The sequence below is a fragment of the Streptomyces sp. NPDC005496 genome (assembly GCF_042872045.1).
Classification (GTDB): domain Bacteria; phylum Actinomycetota; class Actinomycetes; order Streptomycetales; family Streptomycetaceae; genus Streptomyces.
Genome location: NZ_JBIAJQ010000007.1, coordinates 49222 through 68700, shown reverse-complemented (window position 1 = coordinate 68700; position 19479 = coordinate 49222). Strand labels below are relative to the sequence as shown.

Genomic DNA, 19479 nt, shown 5'->3' with positions numbered 1-19479 from the left:
CACCCGTACCCTTGGTGCGTGAGCAGCCCCACCCCCGACGCCCTCCTGGGCCCCGCCGACATCCGCGAACTCGCGGCCGTCCTCGGCGTGCGGCCCACCAAGCAGCGCGGCCAGAACTTTGTGATCGACGCGAACACCGTGCGGCGGATCGTGCGGACCGCCGGTGTGCGCCCCGACGACGTGGTCGTCGAGGTCGGGCCCGGGCTCGGGTCGCTGACCCTGGGTCTGCTGGAGGCCGCCGACCGGGTCGTCGCCGTCGAGATCGACGACGTGCTCGCGAGCGCGCTGCCCGCGACCGTCGAGGCGCGCATGCCGGAGCGGGCCGAGCGGTTCTCGCTCGTGCACTCCGACGCCATGCACGTGACCGAGCTGCCGGGCCCCGCGCCCACCGCCCTCGTCGCGAACCTGCCGTACAACGTCGCCGTGCCCGTGCTGCTGCACATGCTGGAGGCCTTCCCGACCATCGAGCGCACGCTCGTGATGGTGCAGGCGGAGGTCGCCGACCGGCTCGCGGCGCCGCCCGGCTCGAAGGTGTACGGCGTACCGTCCGTGAAGGCCAACTGGTACGCCGAGGTCAAGCGCGCCGGGGCCATCGGGCGCAACGTCTTCTGGCCGGCGCCGAACGTCGACAGCGGGCTGGTGTCGCTGGTGCGGCGGACCGAGCCCCTGAAGACCACGGCCTCCCGGCGCGAGGTGTTCGCCGTCGTCGACGCCGCGTTCGCGCAGCGCCGCAAGACCCTGCGGGCGGCGCTCGCCGGGTGGGCGGGGTCCGCCCCGGCCGCCGAGGCCGCGCTCGTCGCCGCGGGTGTCTCCCCGCAGGCCCGCGGGGAGGCGCTGACGGTCGAGGAGTTCGTCCGCATCGCGGAGCACCGCGCCGCCGCGGACGGCACACAGCCGGCGGACGCCGGGCACGGCGAGCACACCGAGAAGAAGGAGCCCAGGGCATCGTGACGGTGACGGTACGCGTCCCGGCCAAGGTCAACGTCCAGCTCGCGGTGGGCCCCGCCCGCCCCGACGGCTTCCACGACCTGGCCAACGTCTTCCTGGCGGTCGGGCTGTACGACGAGGTGACGGCCACCCCCGCCGACGAGCTGCGCGTCACCTGCTCCGGCCCGGACGCCGCGCAGGTGCCCCTGGACGCCACCAACCTGGCGGCCCGCGCGGCCCTCGCGCTCGCCGGACGGTACGGGCGCACGGCCGGCGTCCACCTCCACATCGCCAAGGACATCCCCGTCGCGGGCGGCATGGCGGGCGGCAGCGCGGACGCCGCCGGCGCGCTCCTGGCCTGCGACGCGCTGTGGGGCACCGGCGCCCCGCGCGAGGAACTGCTCGACATCTGCGCCGAGTTGGGCAGCGACGTGCCGTTCAGCCTGGTGGGCGGGGCGGCCCTCGGCACCGGCCGGGGCGAGCGGCTGCGGACACTGGAGGTCGGCGGGACCTTCCACTGGGTCTTCGCCGTCGCCGAGGGCGGGCTCTCCACGCCCGCCGTGTACCGGGAGTTCGACCGGCTCACCGCGCACGTCACGGTTCCCGGGCCCGCCGCCTCCCAGGACCTCCTCGACGCCCTGGCCAAGGGCGACCCGGCGGCCCTCGCGGCAGCCGTCTCCAACGACCTCCAGCCGGCCGCGCTCTCCCTGTTCCCGGCGCTCGCGGACACCCTGGACGCCGGACGCACCGCGGGCTCCCTCGCCGCGCTGGTCTCCGGGTCGGGGCCGACGACCGCCTTCCTCGCCCGGGACGCCGCATCCGCCCGGGAGATCGCGGACGCGCTGCTCGCCTCGGGCACCTGCCGGACCGCGCGCGTCACCGAGGGCCCCGCACCCGGCGCCACCCTGCTCTGAGACCGCGGCCCGGGCGACGACGGGCCCGGACTACCCTTGAGGGTCGATCGTCCCCCTTGTCAGGAGAGAAATGGCCGTCAATCTGGTCAATGTCGAGTCCGTCAGCAAGGTGTACGGAACCCGTGCCCTGCTCGACGGAGTCTCCCTCGGCGTGTCCGAAGGGGACAGGATCGGCGTGGTCGGCCGCAACGGCGACGGCAAGACCACCTTGATCCGGCTGCTCGCCAAGCTGGAGGAGGCGGACACCGGCCGGGTCACGCACTCCGGCGGCCTGCACCTCGGGGTGCTCACCCAGCACGACTCCCTCGACCCCGCGGCGACCGTCCGGCACGAGGTCATCCGGGACATGGCCGACCACGAGTGGGCGGGCAACGCCAAGATCCGCGACGTGCTCACCGGCCTCTTCGGCGGCCTGGACCTGCCCGGCTTCCCGCAGGGCCTCGACACCGTGATCGGCCCGCTCTCCGGCGGCGAGCGGCGGCGCATCGCGCTGGCCAAGCTGCTCATCGAGGAGCAGGACCTGATCATCCTGGACGAGCCCACCAACCACCTCGACGTGGAGGGCATCGCCTGGCTGGCGAAGCACCTGCGCGAGCGTCGCTCGGCGCTGGTGTGCGTCACCCACGACCGGTGGTTCCTCGACCAGGTCGCCACCCGCATGTGGGACGTGCAGAAGGGCGCCGTCTACGAGTACGAGGGCGGCTACTCCGACTACGTCTTCGCGCGGGCCGAGCGCGAGCGCATTGCCGCCACCGAGGAGACCAAGCGCCAGAACCTGGTGCGCAAGGAGCTGGCGTGGCTGCGCCGGGGCGCCCCCGCCCGTACGTCCAAGCCGCGCTTCCGGGTCGAGGCCGCGAACGAGCTGATCGCGGACGTGCCGCCGCCGCGGGACACCAGCGAGCTGATGAAGTTCGCCTCCTCGCGGCTCGGCAAGACCGTCTTCGACCTGAAGGACGTGACCGTCCAGGCGGGGCCCAAGCTGCTGCTCAAGCACCTGACCTGGCAGCTCGGTCCGGGCGACCGGATCGGCCTGGTCGGGGTGAACGGCGCGGGCAAGACCTCCCTCCTGCGGGCCATGGCCGAGGCCGCCCGCAGCGACGGCGAGAAGCAGCCCGCGGCCGGCCGGATCGCCACGGGCAAGACCGTCAAGCTCGCCTACCTGTCGCAGGAGGTCGCAGAACTCGACCCCACCTGGCGGGTGCTGCAGGCCGTGCAGGCGGTGCGCGACCGGGTCGACCTCGGCAAGGGCCGGGAGATGACGGCGGGGCAGCTCTGCGAGACGTTCGGCTTCAGCAAGGAGAAGCAGTGGACGCCCGTCGGCGACCTGTCCGGCGGTGAGCGGCGCCGGCTCCAGCTGCTGCGGCTGCTGATGGACGAGCCCAACGTCCTGTTTCTCGACGAGCCCACCAACGACCTGGACATCGAGACGCTCACGCAGCTGGAGGACGTCCTCGACGGCTGGCCCGGGTCGATGGTCGTGATCTCCCACGACCGGTTCTTCATCGAGCGGACCACCGACAAGGTGTACGCGCTGCTGGGCGACGCCACGCTGCGGATGCTGCCGCGTGGCATCGACGAGTACCTGGAGCGGCGCCACGCCATGGAGGAGGCCGCCGCGGCCGCCGTCCTCGCCGCCGCCCCGGCCCCGGCCAGGTCCGCCTCGTCCGCGGACGCCCGCGCCGCGAAGAAGGAACTGCAGAAGATCGAGCGGCAGTTGGACAAGATCTCCGACAAGGAGACCAAGCTGCACGCCCGGATCGCCGAGAACGCCACGGACTTCTCGAAGGTCGCCGGACTGGACGCGGAGCTGCGGGAGTTGGCCGGTGAGCGCGAGGAACTCGAACTGCGCTGGCTGGAGCTCGCCGAGGACGCGTAGCACTCCGCCGGGCGGGGTGAAGAGCGCGTGAAGGCGCGTAACGAGGGCATCACGGGCCGGTCCTCCCTTGGGAACAGGGGATGGACCGGCCCCTTGTTCGAGGGCTGCGCAGTGATAGAAAGGGCCGTCTGAAGACAGTCTGAGAACCACTCCAGTGCGCGACCGCGGGTGGCTAAAAATCAGTGAAGAGGGGGAGCGCTGATGACTCAGCCGCCCAACGAGCCGCCCAAGGGCGGCTCGGGAGCACCGCACGACCAGCCGACCCAGATCGCCTTCGGGGCGCCGCAGGACCCGCGGCAGGGAGCGACACCCCCGCCGCCGGCGCAGCCGCCCCAGGCCCCGCCCGCCCCGCCGGCCGGCGGACCTCCGCAGGCACCGCAGCCCGGCTACGGCTACCCGCAGCAGCCCGGCCCGTACGCCCAGCCGGGCCCGTACACCCCGCCGCAGCAGCCCGGCCCCTACGGCCAGCCGCCGCAGACCGGTCCCTACGGACAGCCCCAGCAGCCGGGTCCCTACGGGCAGCCGCCGCAGCCCGGTCACGGCTACCCGCAGGCGCAGTTCCCCGGCGGCCCGGTGCCCCCGCCGCCCGGCGGCGGCTCGCGGAACCCCTTCAAGGGCAGGCCCGCGGTGATCATCGGTGCCGCGGTCGCCGCGCTCCTCGTCGTGGGCGGCACCGTGCTGGCCGTCTCCGGCGACGACGGCGACGACAAGAAGCCCGTCGCGAAGAAGAGCCAGGACGACAAGCCCACCCAGTCCGCCCCGGTCAACGAGGGCGACGGCAGCGGCGACGGCGGCGAGGACCCGGACAACCTCAACGAGGGCCGCCAGGACGGCGATTCGAAGGTCCTCTGGTACAAGGAGGCGCCCGACGCCCCCGGTTCCGGCGCGGACGCCCGCGGCATGTGGATCACCGACAAGTCGGCGGTGAAGGCGGCCTACAAGCAGCTCTTCGCGTACGGCGTCGGCGACGGCAAGCCCGCCTGGGAGATCACGTTCCCGCAGAAGATCTGCGCGGCCACCCCGCAGAAGACGTCGGACGACAAGATCGTCGTCGCGTACAAGAGCGGCGCGAGCGACAGCGCCAAGTGCAACCAGCTCCAGCAGGTCGACCTCACCACCGGCAAGAAGGGCTGGACCGGGAAGGTCGCCGACGGCGGTCTCTTCGACAGCGCCCTGTCGGTCGAACTGACCCTGTCCGGCGACACGTTGATGGTCGGCCGCTCGCAGTCCGGCACCGCCTACGACGTGTCCTCCGGCAAGAAGCTGTGGGACAAGGAGAAGTACGGCACGGCCTGCTTCCCGACCGCGTTCGCCGGCGGCAGCAAGCTGATCTCGGTCTCCTCCTGCGGCGCCAGTACCTCCAATCAGCACGACGAGGTGCAGGAGCTGGACCCGGCCACGGGCAAGGTCAGGTGGACGCAGAAGGTCACCAAGGGATGGCAGGTCGCCCGGACGTACTCCGTCGAGCCCGTCGTCCTCTACCTGACCAACAAGGACAAGAAGCAGTGGAACATCTCCACGCTGAAGAACAACGGGACGATCCGCTCGCAGGTCGACGTCGACGAGTCGTTCGCGCCGGAGTGCGGCTGGGCCATCCTCAACCGTGACCTCCAGGGCTGCACCGGTGTCGCGGCCGACGCCAACACCCTCTACCTGCCCACCGAGGCGAAGAGCGGCCCGAACGAGATCGTCGCGATCAGCCTGGAGAGCGGCAAGGAGAAGTGGCGCGTCAAGTCGCCCACGGACCAGACGATGCTGCCGCTGAAGCTCGACGGCGGTGACCTCGTCGCGTACGTCGAGCCGTCGTACGACGCGGGAGGGCGCATCGTGTCCGTCCCGACCGGCGGCAGCTCCCACAAGACGACCGTGCTGCTCCAGAACCCGCAGGGCGCCGCGGACGTCGAGAACGGCTTCTACTCGAAGGCACTCGACTACGTGGACGGGCGCTTCTACCTCTCCACGACCCGGCTGACGGGCAACGACGAGTCGAAGGAGAAGCTGATGCTGGCCTACGGCAAGTGAACGCCGGCCCGCGCAGAACGATCCTCCCCGCCGCCCCCGTGCGCCCCGCGCGCCCTTCGCATCCCGAACACCCCGAGGTAGAGACGTCATGAGTCAGCCGCCGCCACCGCCACCGCCCAACCAGCCCCCGCCCGGGGGAGGTTTCGGCGCACCGCAGGACCCGCCGCCCGGCGGCTTCGGTGCCCCGCAGAGCCCGCCGCCCGGCGGCTTCGGCGCGCCCCAGCAGCCGCAGGGTCCGGGCTACGGCTACCCGCAGACCCCCCAGCCGCCGCAGACGCCCCCGCCAGCCCCGCCGCAGGGCACGCCTCCGCCGCCCCCGCAGGGTCCGGGTTACGGCTATCCGCAGACCCCGCCGGCCCAGCCCGGCTACGGCTACCCGGGGCAGCAGCCCCCCTCGCCGTACGGCTATCCGCAGCCGCAGACCTACCCGATGCAGCCGCAGGTGCCGCAGGGCGGCGGCGGCCGCAAGGTCAGCCCGCAGTTGCTGATCATCGTCGCGGCGGTCGTCGTCATCGGCCTCATCATCGGCGGCGGCGTCTGGTACTCGTCCTCCTCCGGCAAGGACGACAACAGCAAGGACACCTCCGCGGGAACCGGCGGCGGCTCCGGCGGCAAGGACGACAAGGGCGGCTCCGGCACCACCGGTGGCGGCGGCGCCAAGGAGAAGGCGCCGTCCGACCCGGCCGCGAAGGTCCTCTTCCAGGTGCCCGCGCCGGAGGTCAAGGAGGACAGCCAGATCGACAGCGTCGCCGGCTCCTGGCTGACGGACGCGGTGTACGCCAAGTCCGGCGTCAACAAGATCGTCGGTTACGAGCCCGACAGCGGCTCCGAGAAGTGGACCCTCGACCTGCCCGGGCAGACCTGCGCGGGCTCCCGCGAGATGTCCGAGGCCGGTGTCGCCGCCGTGGTGACCGAGGAGGCCCCGCGCAAGAACAAGAACGACCGCCGACCGTGCACGCAGGTCGTCGCCTTCGACGTGGACAGCGGCAAGAAGCTGTGGACCGGCACGGTCGCCATCAGCGGCACCAAGGTCGCCTTCCGTGAGATCACCATCAGCGGCGACACCGTCGCCGTGGGCGGTGGATTCTCCGGCGGTGCCGCTTTCGACGCCAAGAGCGGCAAGGTCCTGTGGCAGCCGAAGGTCGGCACCTGCGAGGACGTCGGCTACGCGGGCGGCGAGCAGCTCGTCGCGGTCCGCAAGTGCGGTGACTACGGCAACGAGAAGTACCAGGTGCAGCTGCTCGACCCGAAGAGCGGCAGCGTCAAGTGGAGCTACAAGCTCCCGGCCGGCATCGACAACGCGAAGGTGATCTCCACCAAGCCGGTGGTCTTCGGCGTGGACTCCGGCGACATCACCGCCTCCGGTGTCACGGACGCCTTCTCGCTCGACGAGAACGGCAAGCTGCGCACCAAGATCACGCTGGCGGACGGCAAGTACGAGCACGACTGCGACGTCGGCAAGGTGAACGACTGCAAGAGCATCGCGGTCGGCAACGACAAGCTGTACGTGCCGACCAAGGAGCACGAGGGCACCGGCGAGTACAGCCGGACCAACGAGATCATCTCGTTCTCGCTGGCCACCGGTAAGACCACCGGTGACCGGATCGACGCGGGCGACGGCTACACGATCTTCCCGATCCGGATGGACGGCGCCAACGTCATCGCGTACAAGGACGGGCCGTACAACAAGGGCGCCCAGGTCGTCTCCGTGGACGGCAAGTCGCTGAAGCAGACGAAGCTTCTGGAGACGCCGGCCTCCGAGACCGTCCTGGACGCGATCAGCGGTATGGTTCCGGACTCCTGCGAGCTGCTCTACTCCGGCGGCCGGCTGTTCATGGGCAAGGACCTGGTCAGCAAGCCGTACTCGAAGGACGAGAAGGAGTACACGGCCCTCGGGTTCGGCGCCGAGTAGTACCGGCCGGTATCCGGTGCCGCACGCGGCACCGCGGCCCGGCCGACGGCCCCGCCCCTGCTCAGGGGCGGGGCCGTGCGCATTACCGCGCATCATTCGCGAAGGGGAGGGATTTCGGTATTCCGGGTCACTTCTCTCCGGTAGGGGAAGCGCAACGTCGAACAAGCGTGTAGCTTCCGGGGGATGGAGAGCCGGGGGGCTCCTACCACGGGGAACCAGTGGGGATGCTCAGGGGGACTGGGGGGTTGCTCGATGGGAGTTCGGCTCATGGTGGTCGACGACCACCGGCTGCTCGCCGAGGCGCTGGCCTCGGCGCTGAAACTGCGCGGGCACCGGGTGCTCGCCGCCGCCGCACCGGCCGCGGGAGCCGCGGAGCTGGTGATCGCGCGGGCGCCCGAGGTGTGCCTGATCGGCACGGCGGCGCCGGCGGAGCCGGGGATCTTCGACCCGGTGGTGAAGATCAAGCGCGAGCGTCCGCAGGTGGCGGTGCTGGTCCTCGGGCCGGTGCCCAACCCGCGCGGGATCGCCGCCGCGTTCGCGGCCGGTGCCTCCGGGTACGTCCGGCACGACGAGCGGATAGAGGGCGTCGAGCGCGCCATCATGAAGGCCCGGGCCGGAGAGGCCGCCGTGGCCCCGCAGTTGCTCCAGGGCGCCTTCGGTGAGCTGCTCAACCCGGCGGCGCAGCCCGACGACGAGGGCCAGCGGCTGCTGCAGATGCTCACCCCGCGCGAGGTGGAGGTGCTGGTGCGGGTGGCCGACGGCGAGGACACGCGGCTGATCGCGGCCGGCATGGGGATCGCGCCGAGCACCGCGCGCACCCATGTCCAGCGGGTGCTGATGAAGCTGGGGGTGGGCTCGCGGCTGGAGGCGGCGGCGCTCGCCGCGCGCACCGGGCTGCTCGACCGGGCCGGCCCGGTGCCGCACCCCCCGACGGAGACGGGTGCGGGGCCGGAGTGAACTCCGGCCCCGCGAGGGCGGATCGGGCGCGACCCCGTGCGTGGCGTCAGGCGCTCTCGTCCTGCGCCCCGGTCTCGTCCGGGGTGGGCGGGGCGATGGGGCGCAGCTTCAGCCACACCAGGAAGAACAGCCCGAGGGCGAGCATCGCGAGGCCCGTCCACAGGTTGATGTTGACGTCCTGGGCCTTCTCCAGGTCGGCGTCGGACGGGTTGATGCCGGCGATCGTGACGATCACGCCGTAGACGACGAACAGGCCGCCGATGATGCGCCGGATGTCGAAGAGACGGGCGGCGGTCGCGGACTTGCTCTCCAGCTCGGAGACTTCGCGTTGCAGGTCGGACATGGTCAGTGCCTCCGATCGGGTCAGAAGGAGTACGGGACGTAGCACAGCGCGGCGAGTGCGATCGCGCCCCAGCCGAGCAGGGCCGGCCTGCGGTACCAGGCGTCGTCGCCCTTGGCGGGCGGCTCGGCGAGACCCGGGGAGGTCGTCCCGTAGACCAGTCCGGCCAGTTCGGCCTCCGGCTTCGGGGCGGTGAACAGGGTGACGACGACCATGACGACCGCGCCCGCGACGAAGCCGACGATGGCCGACACGAAGTTGGCGCCCTGGTCGCTGGGGATGGAGATGATGCCCTGCTTGTAGATCCAGAAGTAGTTGACCATCGCGGCCGTGGTGCCCGCGACCAGGCCCCAGACACCGGACTTCACCGAGGCGCGCTTCCAGAACATGCCGATGATGAAGACCACGAACATCGGCACGTTGAAGAAGGAGAAGAGCGTCTGGAGGTAGCTCATGATGTTGGAGAAGCTGGAGGCGATGAACGCCGTGCCGATCGAGGCCAGCACACCGATCGCGGTGATCAGCCGGCCGAACTTCACGTAGTAGCCGTCCTCGCGGTCCTTGACCACGTAACGCTGCCAGATGTCGGTGGTGAACACGGTGTTGAAGGACGAGACGTTCGCCGCCATGCCCGCCATGAACGCGGCGAGCAGACCGGTCACCGCGACGCCGAGCACGCCGTTGGGCAGCAGCTCCTGCATCAGGTACGGGATCGCGTCGTTGTACTGGAGGTCCGAGCCGCCGGTGCCGATCTTCGGGACGAGGACGGCGGCGACCAGGCCCGGGATCATCACCAGGAAGACGATGAAGATCTTCGGGAACGCGGCGATCAGCGGGGTGCGCTGGGCGGCGGAGAGATTCTTGGCGGACAGCGCGCGCTGGACCTCGGCGAAGTTGGTCGTCCAGTAGCCGAAGGACAGCACGAAGCCGAGGCCGAGGACGATCGTCAGCCAGTTCGCGCCGAGCGGGTTGGCGTCGCCGATGCCCGTACCGCCCCAGGCGGAGAGGAAGTTGTCACCGTGGCTCTTGGTGAGCGAGTCGCTCAGGCCGTCCCAGCCGCCGACCTTCTTCAGGCCGAGGACGGACAGCGGGATGAGCGCGGCGAGGATCACGAAGAACTGCAGGACCTCGTTGTAGATCGCCGAGGACAGGCCGCCGAAGGTGATGTACGCGAGGACGAAGAAGCCGGCGACGACGATCGCGACCCACTGCGGCCAGCCCAGCAGCGCCTCGACGACGATCGCCAGCGCGTACAGGTTGACGCCCGCGATGAGCACCGCGGCGAAGGCGAACAGGACCGAGCTGAGCAGATGTGCGGACCTGTCGAAACGCTGGAGCAGGAACTCCGGTACGGAGCGGACCTTGGAGCCGTAGTAGAACGGCATCATCACCAGGCCCAGGAAGACCATGGCCGGGATGGCACCGATCCAGTACCAGTGGACGACGGCCACGCCGTACTGTGCGCCGGTCGCCGCCATGCCGAGGATCTCGGTGGCGCCCAGGTTGGCCGCGACGAACGCGAGGCCCGTGACCCAGGCCGGCAGCGAACGCCCGGACAGGAAGAAGTCGAGGCTCGTCTTCACCGAGCGGCGCGCGGCGAAGCCGATGCCCAGCACCACGACGAAGTAGATCGCCAGGATCGCGTAGTCGAGCCCGTTCGTGGGGAGCCGGAGCCCTTCTGCGAGATAGGTGCTTCCGGGCAGATATGTGGGGGACTGCATAGGGGAACTCGCTTCGTTGCGTGAACGTATCCGACCGGAACCTACGCCTCCGCGTTCAGAATTTGAACACTTCGGTTGATGTTCTTTGTTTGATTGTGATGTTGACGTCCGTGGGGACTTGTGGTTTGTTGTGTTCGGTTCTGTTTGATGGGTGGGACAGGGGAGTCCGGCAGTGAAGAAGACCTCGACCCGGCTGGCGGACGGCCGGGAGCTCGTCTACTACGACTCGCGGGACGACTCGGTGCGCGACGCCGTCGACCGGCGCCCGCTCGACCCCACCGTCACCACCTCGGAGATCCGCCGCGACCCGCTGCTCGGCGACGCCGTCGCGATCGCCTCGCACCGCCAGGGCCGCACCTACCACCCCCCGGCCGACGAATGCCCCCTGTGCCCCTCCCAGGGCGACCGGCTCAGCGAGATCCCCGACTCCTCCTACGACGTCGTGGTCTTCGAGAACCGCTTCCCGTCGCTGGCCGGCGACTCCGGCCGCTGCGAGGTCGTCTGCTTCACCTCCGACCACGACGCGTCCTTCGCCGACCTCACCGAGGAGCAGGCCGGCCTGGTCCTGGAGGCGTGGACCGACCGCACCGCCGAGCTGTCCCATCTCCCCTCCGTGGAACAGGTCTTCTGCTTCGAGAACCGCGGCGCCGAGATCGGCGTGACCCTCGGCCACCCCCACGGCCAGATCTACGCCTACCCCTTCACCACCCCGCGCACCGCGCTGATGCTGCGCTCGCTGGCCGCCCACAAGCAGGCCACCGACGGCGCCAACCTCTTCGACGAGGTCGTCGCCCGGGAACGCGCCGACGGCACCCGGATCGTCCTGGAGACCGAGCACTGGATCGCCTTCGTGCCGTACGCCGCGCACTGGCCCTACGAGGTGCACCTCTACCCCAAGCGGCGGGTGCCCGACCTGCTCGGCCTGGAGGACGGCGCACGCACAGAGTTCCCCCAGGTCTATCTGGAACTCTTGAGGCGCTTCGACCGGATCTTCGACGCGCGGGACGGGAAGCAGGAGGGCGAGGGCGAGCCTCCGACGCCGTACATCGCCGCCTGGCACCAGGCGCCGTTCGGCACACTGGAGGAGTTCGAGGGCGTCAGCCGCGACGACTTCGCCCTCCACCTCGAGCTTTTCACCATTCGCCGCACTTCCGGCAAGCTGAAGTTTCTCGCGGGTTCCGAGTCCGGCATGAGCGTGTTCATCAACGACGTGCCGCCGGAGACCGCGGCTCAGCGACTGCGAGAGGTAGCGAGTTCATGAGTGGGAAGTACCTGGTCACCGGCGGCGCGGGCTATGTCGGCAGCGTGGTCGCCCGGCATCTGCTGGAGGCGGGCCACGAGGTCACCGTCCTCGACAACCTCTCCACCGGCTTCCGCGAGGGCGTCCCCGCCGGCGCCGCCTTCATCGAGGGCGACATCCGCGACGCCACCAAATGGCTGGACTCCTCCTACGACGCCGTCCTGCACTTCGCCGCCTTCTCCCAGGTCGGCGAGTCCGTCGTCAAGCCCGAGAAGTACTGGGACAACAACGTCGGCGGCACCATGGCGCTGCTCGCCGCGATGCGCTCCGCGGGCGTGCGCAAGCTCGTCTTCTCCTCCACCGCCGCCACCTACGGCGAGCCCGAGGTCACCCCGATCGTCGAGAGCGCGCCGACCGCCCCGACCAACCCCTACGGCGCCTCCAAGCTCGCCGTCGACCACATGATCAGCGGCGAGGCGGCGGCCCACGGACTCGGCGCGGTCTCCCTGCGCTACTTCAACGTGGCGGGCGCCTACGGCGACTGCGGCGAGAGGCACGACCCCGAGTCGCACCTCATCCCGCTGGTGCTCCAGGTCGCCCAGGGCCGCCGCGACGCCATCTCGGTCTACGGCGACGACTACCCGACCCCGGACGGCACCTGCGTCCGCGACTACATCCACGTCGCCGACCTCGCCGAGGCGCACCTGCTCGCGCTGGCCGCGGCCCGCCCCGGCGAGCACCTCATCTGCAACCTCGGCAACGGCAACGGCTTCTCCGTCCGCGAGGTCATCGAGACCGTCCGGCAGGTCACCGGCCACCCGATCCCCGAGGTGGTGGCCCCGCGCCGCGCCGGCGACCCGGCCGTCCTGGTCGCCTCGGCCGCCACCGCGCGCGAGCGGCTCGGCTGGAACCCGTCCCGCGCGGATCTCGCGGGGATCGTCGCGGACGCGTGGGCGTTCGCACAGAACAGGGACTGAGGAGTAGCAGGTGGGGGTTCGCGAAGGATTCCAGGAGCTGTACGGGGCCGCGCCGGAGGGCGTATGGGCGGCCCCCGGCCGGGTCAACCTGATCGGCGAGTACACGGACTTCAACGAGGGGTTCGTGATGCCGCTCGCCCTGCCGCACACCGCGGTGGCGGCGGTCTCCCGTCGCGAGGACGGCGTCCTGCGGCTGCACTCGGCCGACGTCCGGGGACCCGTCGTCGAACTGCACGTCGACACGCTGGAGCCGCTCACCGACACCGGCTGGGCCGCGTACCCGGCCGGCGTGGTGTGGGCGCTGCGCGCCGCCGGCCACGCGGTGACCGGCGCCGACCTGCATCTCGCCTCCACCGTGCCGACCGGCGCGGGCCTGTCCTCCTCCGCGGCCCTGGAGGTCGTGACGGCCCTGGCCCTGAACGACCTGTACGAACTCGGCCTCACCCGGCCCGAACTGGCCCGGCTGGCGCAGCGCGCGGAGAACGACTTCGTCGGCGTGCCCTGCGGGATCATGGACCAGACGGCGTCGGCGTGCTGCACCGAGGGACACGCCCTGCACCTCGACTGCCGTGATCTGTCGATCCGTCAGGTCCCCTTCGACCTCGCGGCCCAGGGACTCGAACTGCTCGTCGTCGACAGCCGCGTCAAGCACGCCCTCGGCGACGGCGCCTACGCGGAGCGGCGCGAGGGATGCGAGGAGGGCGCGCGGCAGCTCGGCGTCTCCCACCTGCGCGACGTCGCGTACGAGGACCTGGACGCGGCGCTGGAGCGGCTGTCCGACGAGCGGGTGCGCCGCTACGTCCGGCACGTCGTCTCCGACGACCACCGGGTCGAGCGGGTCATCGGGCTGCTGGACGCGGGTGACGTGCGCGCCATCGGGCCCGTCCTCACCGAGGGGCACGTCTCCCTCCGGGACGACCTGCGCATCTCCTGCCCGGAGCTGGATCTCGTGGTGTCCTCCGCCAACGCGGCGGGGGCGCTCGGGGCGCGGATGACGGGCGGCGGCTTCGGCGGCTCGGCGGTCGTCCTGGTGGAGTCCGCCGACGTCGACACCGTCACCAAGGCGGTGACGGAGGCGTTCGCCGCGGCCGGTCACACCGCCCCCCGGGTGTTCCCGGCGGTCCCGGCGGCGGGCGCCCACCGGGTGAGCTGAGCCCCTCGGCAAGGGGGGGCGCGGAGGCGGCGGGACCCTCAGCGGGTCAGCCGCTTGGTGAGCGTGTACTCCGTGATCCCCGGTGGATAGCCGGGGATCACGCACACCACCTCGTAGCCCTGCTTGCGGTAGAAGTCGGGGGCCTGGAAGTCCCAGGTCTCCAGCCGGGCGCTGCGGCAGCCGTGGTCGTCGCGCGCGGCCCGCTCGGCCCGCGCGAGCAGCCGGCTCCCGAGCCCCGCCCCCCGGTGCCGGCCGTCGACCCACAGATACGTGACGTGCAGCCAGGTCGCCCAGGCGTGCCCGACGAGTCCGCCCGCGAGCGCTCCGGCGTCGTCCAGAGCCCAGACGTGGAGCGGAACCTCCCGCTCACCGGGGGTCCCCCGCAGGGAGCGCAGCACCGGCGAGGCCTGCGTGTTGGCCTCCCGCAGCCGCCGGCGCAGCAGATCCCGCCGTTCCCTGTCCACTTCTGTCTCAAGACGAAACATACGGCTCACCATAAACGCGCTGGCCAACCAGTTCTGCAAATTGCCTTCCCCTCCCCGCTCCCAGCCCTACCCTGATGAACAGCACCGGTGGGGGCCGGTGCTATCAGGGGGCGAGACAGCCGGGTACGACGCCCGGAGTGGGGGTAGCAGTTCCAGCACGGCGGCGGCCGTGCGGCTGCGGCGCCCCACCCCGGGCCCCGGGGGTCCGGGGTCGTTCCCGGGCGTCGTACCTGCGCAGGTCGTCCTCCGACAGTGGGGGTTTCAGTGGTTCGCATCCGAGTCCTGGTCGTCGACGACCACCGCATCTTCGCCGAGTCTCTCGCCGCGGCCCTGGCCGCCGAGCCCGACGTCGACGTGTCCGCGGCGGGCAGTGGCCCCGCCGCGCTGCGCTGCCTGGAGCGGGGGGCCGCGGAAGGGCGCAGATTCGACGTCCTGCTCGTCGACGCGGACCTGGGCGGCAACGTCCCGGGCATGCGCCCGGCTGTTCCCGTGCAGGAGAGCAACGAGGACGGGCTGGTCGACGGCATCTCGCTCGTCGCCGGGGTCCGCTCCGGCCAGCCCCACGTCCGTACGGTGGTGCTCGCCGAGAAGGACGACCCGCGCCGCGCGGCCCTCGCCCTGCAGGCCGGCGCCTCGGGCTGGGTCGCCAAGGACTGTTCGCTGTCCCGGCTGCTGACCGTCATACGGGGTGTCCTGCGCGACGAGACGCATCTGCCGCCCGCCCTGCTCACGGGCGTGCTGCGGGAGCTGACGGCCGCCCGAAAGCACCGCACCGAGAGCGAGCGCCTGGTGGAGTCCCTCACGCCGAGAGAGCGCGAGGTGCTGCGGTGCATGGTCGCCGGACTGGGGCGCAAGGCCGTCGCCGAGCGGCTGTTCCTGTCGCCGCACACCGTGCGCACGCACATGCAGAACGTCCTGGGCAAGCTCGGGGTGCACTCCACGCTCGCGGCGGTCGCGCTCGCCCGGCGGGCCGGGGTGGGCCCGGTCGACCTAGCCGGGGATGTTGTCGAACGGGGCGGTCAACTGGCGTAGCAGCGCGGCCAGTTCACCGCGCTGGGCCCGGCTGAGCTCCGCCAGGATCGCCCGCTCCTGGGCGAGGAGTCCGGCGAGCGCCTGGTCGGCGCGGTCCTGGCCCTCCTCGGTGAGCCGCACCAGCACGCCCCGGCGGTCGCTGGGGTCGGGCAGCCGCTCCACCAGGCCCTTCTTGGCGAGCCGGTCGATACGGTTCGTCATCGTGCCCGAGGTCACCAGGGTCTGCGTCAGCAGCTGGCCGGGGGAGAGCTGATAGGGGGCGCCCGCGCGGCGCAGCGACGTCAGGACGTCGAACTCCCAGGGCTCCAGGCTGTGCTCGGAGAACGCCAGGCGGCGCGCGCGGTCCAGGTGGCGGGCCAGTCTGCTCACCCGGCTGAGCACCTCGAGCGGTTCCACGTCGAGGTCAGGGCGCTCCCGGCGCCACGCTGCGACCAGCCGATCGACCTCGTCCTCCATGACGATCAGTGTAGTGGTTGTGTCGACGTGAAGTCTCTTGACGTCAAGATACTTCCGGTGTGAGGGTGGAGACCGCCCGGAGCCGCGCCTTCACGCAAGGCCGGACGCCCGGGACACGCCCCGCTGCCCGACACCGCCGCCCACGCGACCGCCCCGGACCCATCGTCCCGACCGCCCGTCCAGGACGCCACCGCACCGGACCCGCACGGGATCCGACCGGCCGGACGACACCTCAAGGAGGCCCCCGTCATGCCCGCCGCCGCCCCCCTCTGGGACCCCAGCCAGTACCTGCGCCACGCGGACCACCGCGCCCGCCCCTTCGCCGACCTCCTCGCCCGCGTCCCGGACCTCCCCGGCCGGCCCGCCCGCATCGCCGACCTCGGCTGCGGCCCCGGCAACGTCACCACCCTGCTCGCCGCCCGCTGGCCCACCGCCCACATCACCGGCTACGACAACTCGCCGCAGATGCTGGAGCGCGCCCGCGCCGACCACGAGGGCCCCACCCCGGGCGGCGGCCACCTCGACTTCGCCGCCGCCGACGCCCGGACCTGGACGCCCGCCGAGCCGTACGACCTGATCATCAGCAACGCCACGCTGCAGTGGGTCCCCGGGCACCCGGCGTCCTTCCCGGCCTGGGTGGACGCGCTCGCCCCCGGCGGCACCCTCGCCTTCCAGGTCCCCGGCAACTTCGACTCGCCCAGCCACCGGCTGATGCGCGAGATCGCCACCTCCCCGCGCTGGCGCGAACGCCTGGGCGGGACACTGCGCCACGACGGCGCGATCCTCACCCCGGCCGGCTACCTCGACCGCCTCACCGCCCTCGGCTGCGACGCCGACGTCTGGGAGACGACGTACCTGCACCTCCTCCGGGGCGAGGACCCGGTGCTGGACTGGGTGAAGGGGACCGGTCTGCGGCCCGTGCTCACCGAGCTCGGGCCGGACGCGGACGCGTTCGTGGAGGAGTACCGGGCGGCCCTGCGCACGGCGTACCCGGCGGGCGAGCACGGCACGGTGTTCCCGTTCCGCCGTGTCTTCGCCGTCGCCCGGAAGGCGGGCTGATCCGGTGCTGACTCACGTCGACCACGTCCAGCTCGCCGCCCCGGCCGGCTCCGAGGACGCCCTGCGCGCGTACTACGTGGGCGTCCTCGGCATGACCGAGGTCCCCAAGCCGCCCGCGCTCGCCGACCGAGGGGGCTGCTGGTTCGCGGCGGGCGCGGTGCGGCTGCACCTGGGGATCGAGGAGGACTTCCGGGCGGCGAGGAAGGCGCACCCGGGGCTCGGGGTGCGCGGCATCCAGGCGTACGCGGACCGCCTCGCGGCGCACGGCGCGCCCGTCACCTGGGACGACGGGCTCCCGGGCCACCACCGCTTCTACTCCGAGGACCCGGCCGGCAACCGGCTGGAGTTCCTGGAACCCGCACCGCTGGCCCAGGCCGTGTCCGGAGGGGCTTCGCGGACGCGGCCTACGCCTTGCGGTGGCCGATGAGGCGCGGCTTGGCCTCCAGGCCGTCCAGCCCGTGCCAGGCCAGGTTCACCAGGTGGGCGGCGACCTCGGCCTTCTTCGGCCGCCGCACGTCCAGCCACCACTGACCGGTCAGCGCGACCATGCCGACGAGGGCCTGCGCGTACAGCGGCGCCAGCTTCGGATCGAAGCCGCGGCTCTTGAACTCGCGGCCCAGGATGTCCTCCACCTGCGTGGCGATGTCCGAGATGAGGGACGCGAAGGAACCCGTCGACTGCGGGATGGGGGAGTCGCGGACCAGGATCCGGAAACCGTCCGTGTACTCCTCGATGTAGTCCAGGAGCGCGAACGCGGCCTGCTCGCACAGCTCACGGGGATGCCCGGCCGTCAGCGAACTGGTCACCATGTCCAGCAGCCGGCGCATCTCCCGGTCCACCACCACCGCGTACAGGCCCTCCTTGCCGCCGAAGTGCTCGTACACCACCGGCTTGGAGACCCCGGCCTTGGCCGCGATCTCCTCCACCGACGTGGCCTCGAAACCCTTGGCGGCGAACAGCGTGCGACCGATCTCGAGAAGCTGCTGGCGTCTTTCAGCACCGGTCATACGGGTCCGGCGAGGACGCCGCTGCTTGTCGTTGCCGGATGTGCTGGAGTCGGTCGCCACGCCGTCCATCATGCCGCGTCGGCGGTCTCCGGCTTGCGGCGGGCGCCCGTCCCGTCCGTGTTCCGGCGGGAATCGATACGCGAGCGTGACGGCCAGCGCACGTCGTAGGCCCAGCCCAGCTGCTCGAACCAGCGGATGATCCGGGCCGAGGAGTCCAGCTGGCCGCGCTCCACCCCGTGCCGCGCCGACGTCGGGTCGGCGTGGTGCAGGTTGTGCCAGGACTCGCCGCACGACAGCACGGCCAGCCACCACACGTTGCCCGAACGGTCACGCGACTTGAAGGGCCGCTTGCCCACCGCGTGGCAGATCGAGTTGATCGACCACGTCACGTGGTGCAGCAGCGCCACCCGCACGAGTGAACCCCAGAAGAAGCCCGTGAACGCGCCCCACCAGGACATCGTCGCCAGACCGCCGATCAGCGCCGGCAGCGCCAGCGACAGCGCCGTCCACGCGATGAACTGGCGCGAGATCGCCCGGATGGCCGGGTCCTTGATCAGGTCCGGGGCGTACTTCTCCTGGGAGGTGCGCTCCTCGTCGAACATCCAGCCGATGTGCGCCCACCACAGGCCCTTCATCAGCGCGGGCAGGGTCTCACCGAAACGCCACGGCGAATGCGGGTCGCCCTCCGCGTCCGAGAACTTGTGGTGCTTGCGGTGGTCGGCCACCCAGCGCACCACGGGCCCCTCGACCGCCATCGAGCCGGCGATCGCCAGCGCGATCCGCAGCGGCCGCTTGGCCTTGAAGGAACCGTGCGTGAAGTACCGGTGGAAACCGATCGTGATGCCGTGGCACCCCAGGTAGTAGAAGAACACCAGCAGGCCGAGGTCCAGCCAGCTCACCCCCCAGCCCCAGGCCAGCGGCACGGCCGCCAGCAGGGCGATGAAGGGGAAGACGATGAACAGCAGCAGCGCCAGCTGTTCCACCGAACGCTTCTGTTCACCCCCCAGCGTGGCCGGAGGGAGCGTGCCGTCGTCGTCCGCCTGCGGAGCGTCTTCGATCACATCGGAGCTTGCGGTCATGGGCGTCCCCTTGTGGGGTCGAGGGTTTGGGGTTGAGAGAGATGCCGCGGGTAGGGATCCGGAAGACATCCCTGGAGGCGACGGGCGTCCCTACGGTTCCGTAACCTACGGCATCGTAAGTATGGCAGCGCGAAGGCAGACGGCACGAGCCCGAGAGTCTGCGCGTCCGCATGGACACCTATCCTTGGAGTCGGTCGGACAGCGCGGTCCGTTCTGATTTCTTCCCGGATGCCACGTCCCTAAGCGGCACCCCGCCGCGCGGTCGTCACCCGGGTTCCCCTCCAGACGAGCTTCAGACGAGCTTCAACACTGCAAGGAGCCG

At 71.4% G+C, this 19479-nt stretch carries 18 protein-coding genes; 12 read left to right on the top strand and 6 right to left on the bottom strand.

Translation table 11 applies throughout. The features are described 5' to 3' along the window. The first annotated feature begins 18 nt into the window (after positions 1 to 18). From rsmA to ACFYQQ_RS22015, 6 genes are all read left to right on the top strand, one after another. Positions 19 to 951, top strand: a complete 933-nt coding sequence (rsmA, locus tag ACFYQQ_RS22040) for a 16S rRNA (adenine(1518)-N(6)/adenine(1519)-N(6))-dimethyltransferase RsmA (protein ID WP_356163980.1) — start codon at positions 19 to 21, stop codon at positions 949 to 951. Then, positions 948 to 1841: a 4-(cytidine 5'-diphospho)-2-C-methyl-D-erythritol kinase gene (locus ACFYQQ_RS22035; protein WP_355786229.1), complete on the top strand. Its 894-nt coding sequence runs from the start codon at positions 948 to 950 to the stop codon at positions 1839 to 1841. The genes rsmA and ACFYQQ_RS22035 overlap by 4 nt, the downstream gene beginning before the upstream one ends. 70 nt (positions 1842 to 1911) lie before the next feature. Continuing rightward, positions 1912 to 3717: an ABC-F family ATP-binding cassette domain-containing protein gene (locus ACFYQQ_RS22030; RefSeq protein WP_355786226.1), complete on the top strand. Its 1806-nt coding sequence runs from the start codon at positions 1912 to 1914 to the stop codon at positions 3715 to 3717. Between the two features lie 201 nt (positions 3718 to 3918). Beyond that, positions 3919 to 5739, top strand: a complete 1821-nt coding sequence (locus ACFYQQ_RS22025; protein WP_388904997.1) for a PQQ-binding-like beta-propeller repeat protein — start codon at positions 3919 to 3921, stop codon at positions 5737 to 5739. An 88-nt stretch (positions 5740 to 5827) separates the two neighbouring features. After that, a complete protein-coding gene (locus ACFYQQ_RS22020; protein ID WP_388904996.1) occupies positions 5828 to 7651 on the top strand; it encodes a PQQ-binding-like beta-propeller repeat protein in 1824 nt (607 codons plus the stop codon). Between the two features lie 252 nt (positions 7652 to 7903). Beyond that, positions 7904 to 8608, top strand: a complete 705-nt coding sequence (locus ACFYQQ_RS22015) for a response regulator transcription factor (protein WP_355781041.1) — start codon at positions 7904 to 7906, stop codon at positions 8606 to 8608. A 46-nt stretch (positions 8609 to 8654) separates the two neighbouring features. On the opposite strand, the gene ACFYQQ_RS22010 is transcribed toward ACFYQQ_RS22015, so the two are convergent. Together ACFYQQ_RS22010 and ACFYQQ_RS22005 are read right to left on the bottom strand one after the other, a co-directional pair. Further along, the gene (locus ACFYQQ_RS22010; RefSeq protein WP_355781038.1) at positions 8655 to 8951 is read right to left on the bottom strand and encodes a hypothetical protein; all 297 of its coding nucleotides are present in this window, start codon (positions 8949 to 8951) and stop codon (positions 8655 to 8657) included. A 20-nt stretch (positions 8952 to 8971) separates the two neighbouring features. Then, positions 8972 to 10669, bottom strand: a complete 1698-nt coding sequence (locus tag ACFYQQ_RS22005) for a sodium:solute symporter family protein (protein WP_355781035.1) — start codon at positions 10667 to 10669, stop codon at positions 8972 to 8974. A gap of 172 nt (positions 10670 to 10841) precedes the next feature. On the opposite strand from ACFYQQ_RS22005, the gene galT reads away from it, so the two are divergent. Genes galT through galK form a run of 3 tightly spaced genes read left to right on the top strand, consistent with a single transcriptional unit; the run spans position 10842 to position 14039 of the window. Further along, on the top strand, positions 10842 to 11930 hold the full coding sequence (gene galT, locus ACFYQQ_RS22000) for a galactose-1-phosphate uridylyltransferase (protein WP_355781033.1): 1089 nt from the start codon (positions 10842 to 10844) through the stop codon (positions 11928 to 11930). After that, positions 11927 to 12886 carry a UDP-glucose 4-epimerase GalE gene (gene galE / locus ACFYQQ_RS21995; RefSeq protein ID WP_355781030.1) on the top strand — a complete coding sequence of 320 codons (960 nt, stop codon included), beginning with the start codon at positions 11927 to 11929 and terminating at the stop codon, positions 12884 to 12886. The genes galT and galE overlap by 4 nt, the downstream gene beginning before the upstream one ends. 10 nt (positions 12887 to 12896) lie before the next feature. After that, positions 12897 to 14039 carry a galactokinase gene (gene galK, locus ACFYQQ_RS21990; protein ID WP_356163991.1) on the top strand — a complete coding sequence of 381 codons (1143 nt, stop codon included), beginning with the start codon at positions 12897 to 12899 and terminating at the stop codon, positions 14037 to 14039. A gap of 38 nt (positions 14040 to 14077) precedes the next feature. Here the strand turns inward: galK and ACFYQQ_RS21985 are convergent, their stop codons facing one another. Further along, positions 14078 to 14536, bottom strand: coding sequence for an N-acetyltransferase (locus tag ACFYQQ_RS21985; RefSeq protein WP_355781027.1), 459 nt, complete (start codon positions 14534 to 14536; stop codon positions 14078 to 14080). 252 nt (positions 14537 to 14788) lie between these two features. Between ACFYQQ_RS21985 and ACFYQQ_RS21980 the strand changes: the two genes are divergently transcribed. Beyond that, complete coding sequence (locus ACFYQQ_RS21980; protein WP_356163993.1) at positions 14789 to 15556, top strand: response regulator transcription factor; 768 nt, start codon at positions 14789 to 14791, stop codon at positions 15554 to 15556. Here the strand turns inward: ACFYQQ_RS21980 and tamR are convergent. Continuing rightward, a complete protein-coding gene (gene tamR, locus ACFYQQ_RS21975; protein ID WP_355790238.1) occupies positions 15515 to 16012 on the bottom strand; it encodes a MarR family transcriptional regulator TamR in 498 nt (165 codons plus the stop codon). The genes ACFYQQ_RS21980 and tamR overlap by 42 nt on opposite strands. A gap of 249 nt (positions 16013 to 16261) precedes the next feature. Here tamR and ACFYQQ_RS21970 point away from each other — a divergent pair, with 249 nt between their 5' ends. Both ACFYQQ_RS21970 and ACFYQQ_RS21965 read left to right on the top strand, forming a co-directional pair. Continuing rightward, a complete protein-coding gene (locus tag ACFYQQ_RS21970) occupies positions 16262 to 17071 on the top strand; it encodes a trans-aconitate 2-methyltransferase (RefSeq protein WP_355790245.1) in 810 nt (269 codons plus the stop codon). A gap of 4 nt (positions 17072 to 17075) precedes the next feature. Continuing rightward, a complete protein-coding gene (locus ACFYQQ_RS21965; RefSeq protein ID WP_355790248.1) occupies positions 17076 to 17498 on the top strand; it encodes a VOC family protein in 423 nt (140 codons plus the stop codon). Here ACFYQQ_RS21965 and ACFYQQ_RS21960 read toward each other — a convergent pair. Together ACFYQQ_RS21960 and ACFYQQ_RS21955 are read right to left on the bottom strand one after the other, a co-directional pair. Continuing rightward, positions 17476 to 18150: a TetR/AcrR family transcriptional regulator gene (locus ACFYQQ_RS21960; protein WP_355790251.1), complete on the bottom strand. Its 675-nt coding sequence runs from the start codon at positions 18148 to 18150 to the stop codon at positions 17476 to 17478. The genes ACFYQQ_RS21965 and ACFYQQ_RS21960 overlap by 23 nt on opposite strands. Further along, on the bottom strand, positions 18147 to 19157 hold the full coding sequence (locus ACFYQQ_RS21955) for a fatty acid desaturase (protein WP_355790254.1): 1011 nt from the start codon (positions 19155 to 19157) through the stop codon (positions 18147 to 18149). The genes ACFYQQ_RS21960 and ACFYQQ_RS21955 overlap by 4 nt, the downstream gene beginning before the upstream one ends. Positions 19158 to 19479 lie beyond the last annotated feature (322 nt).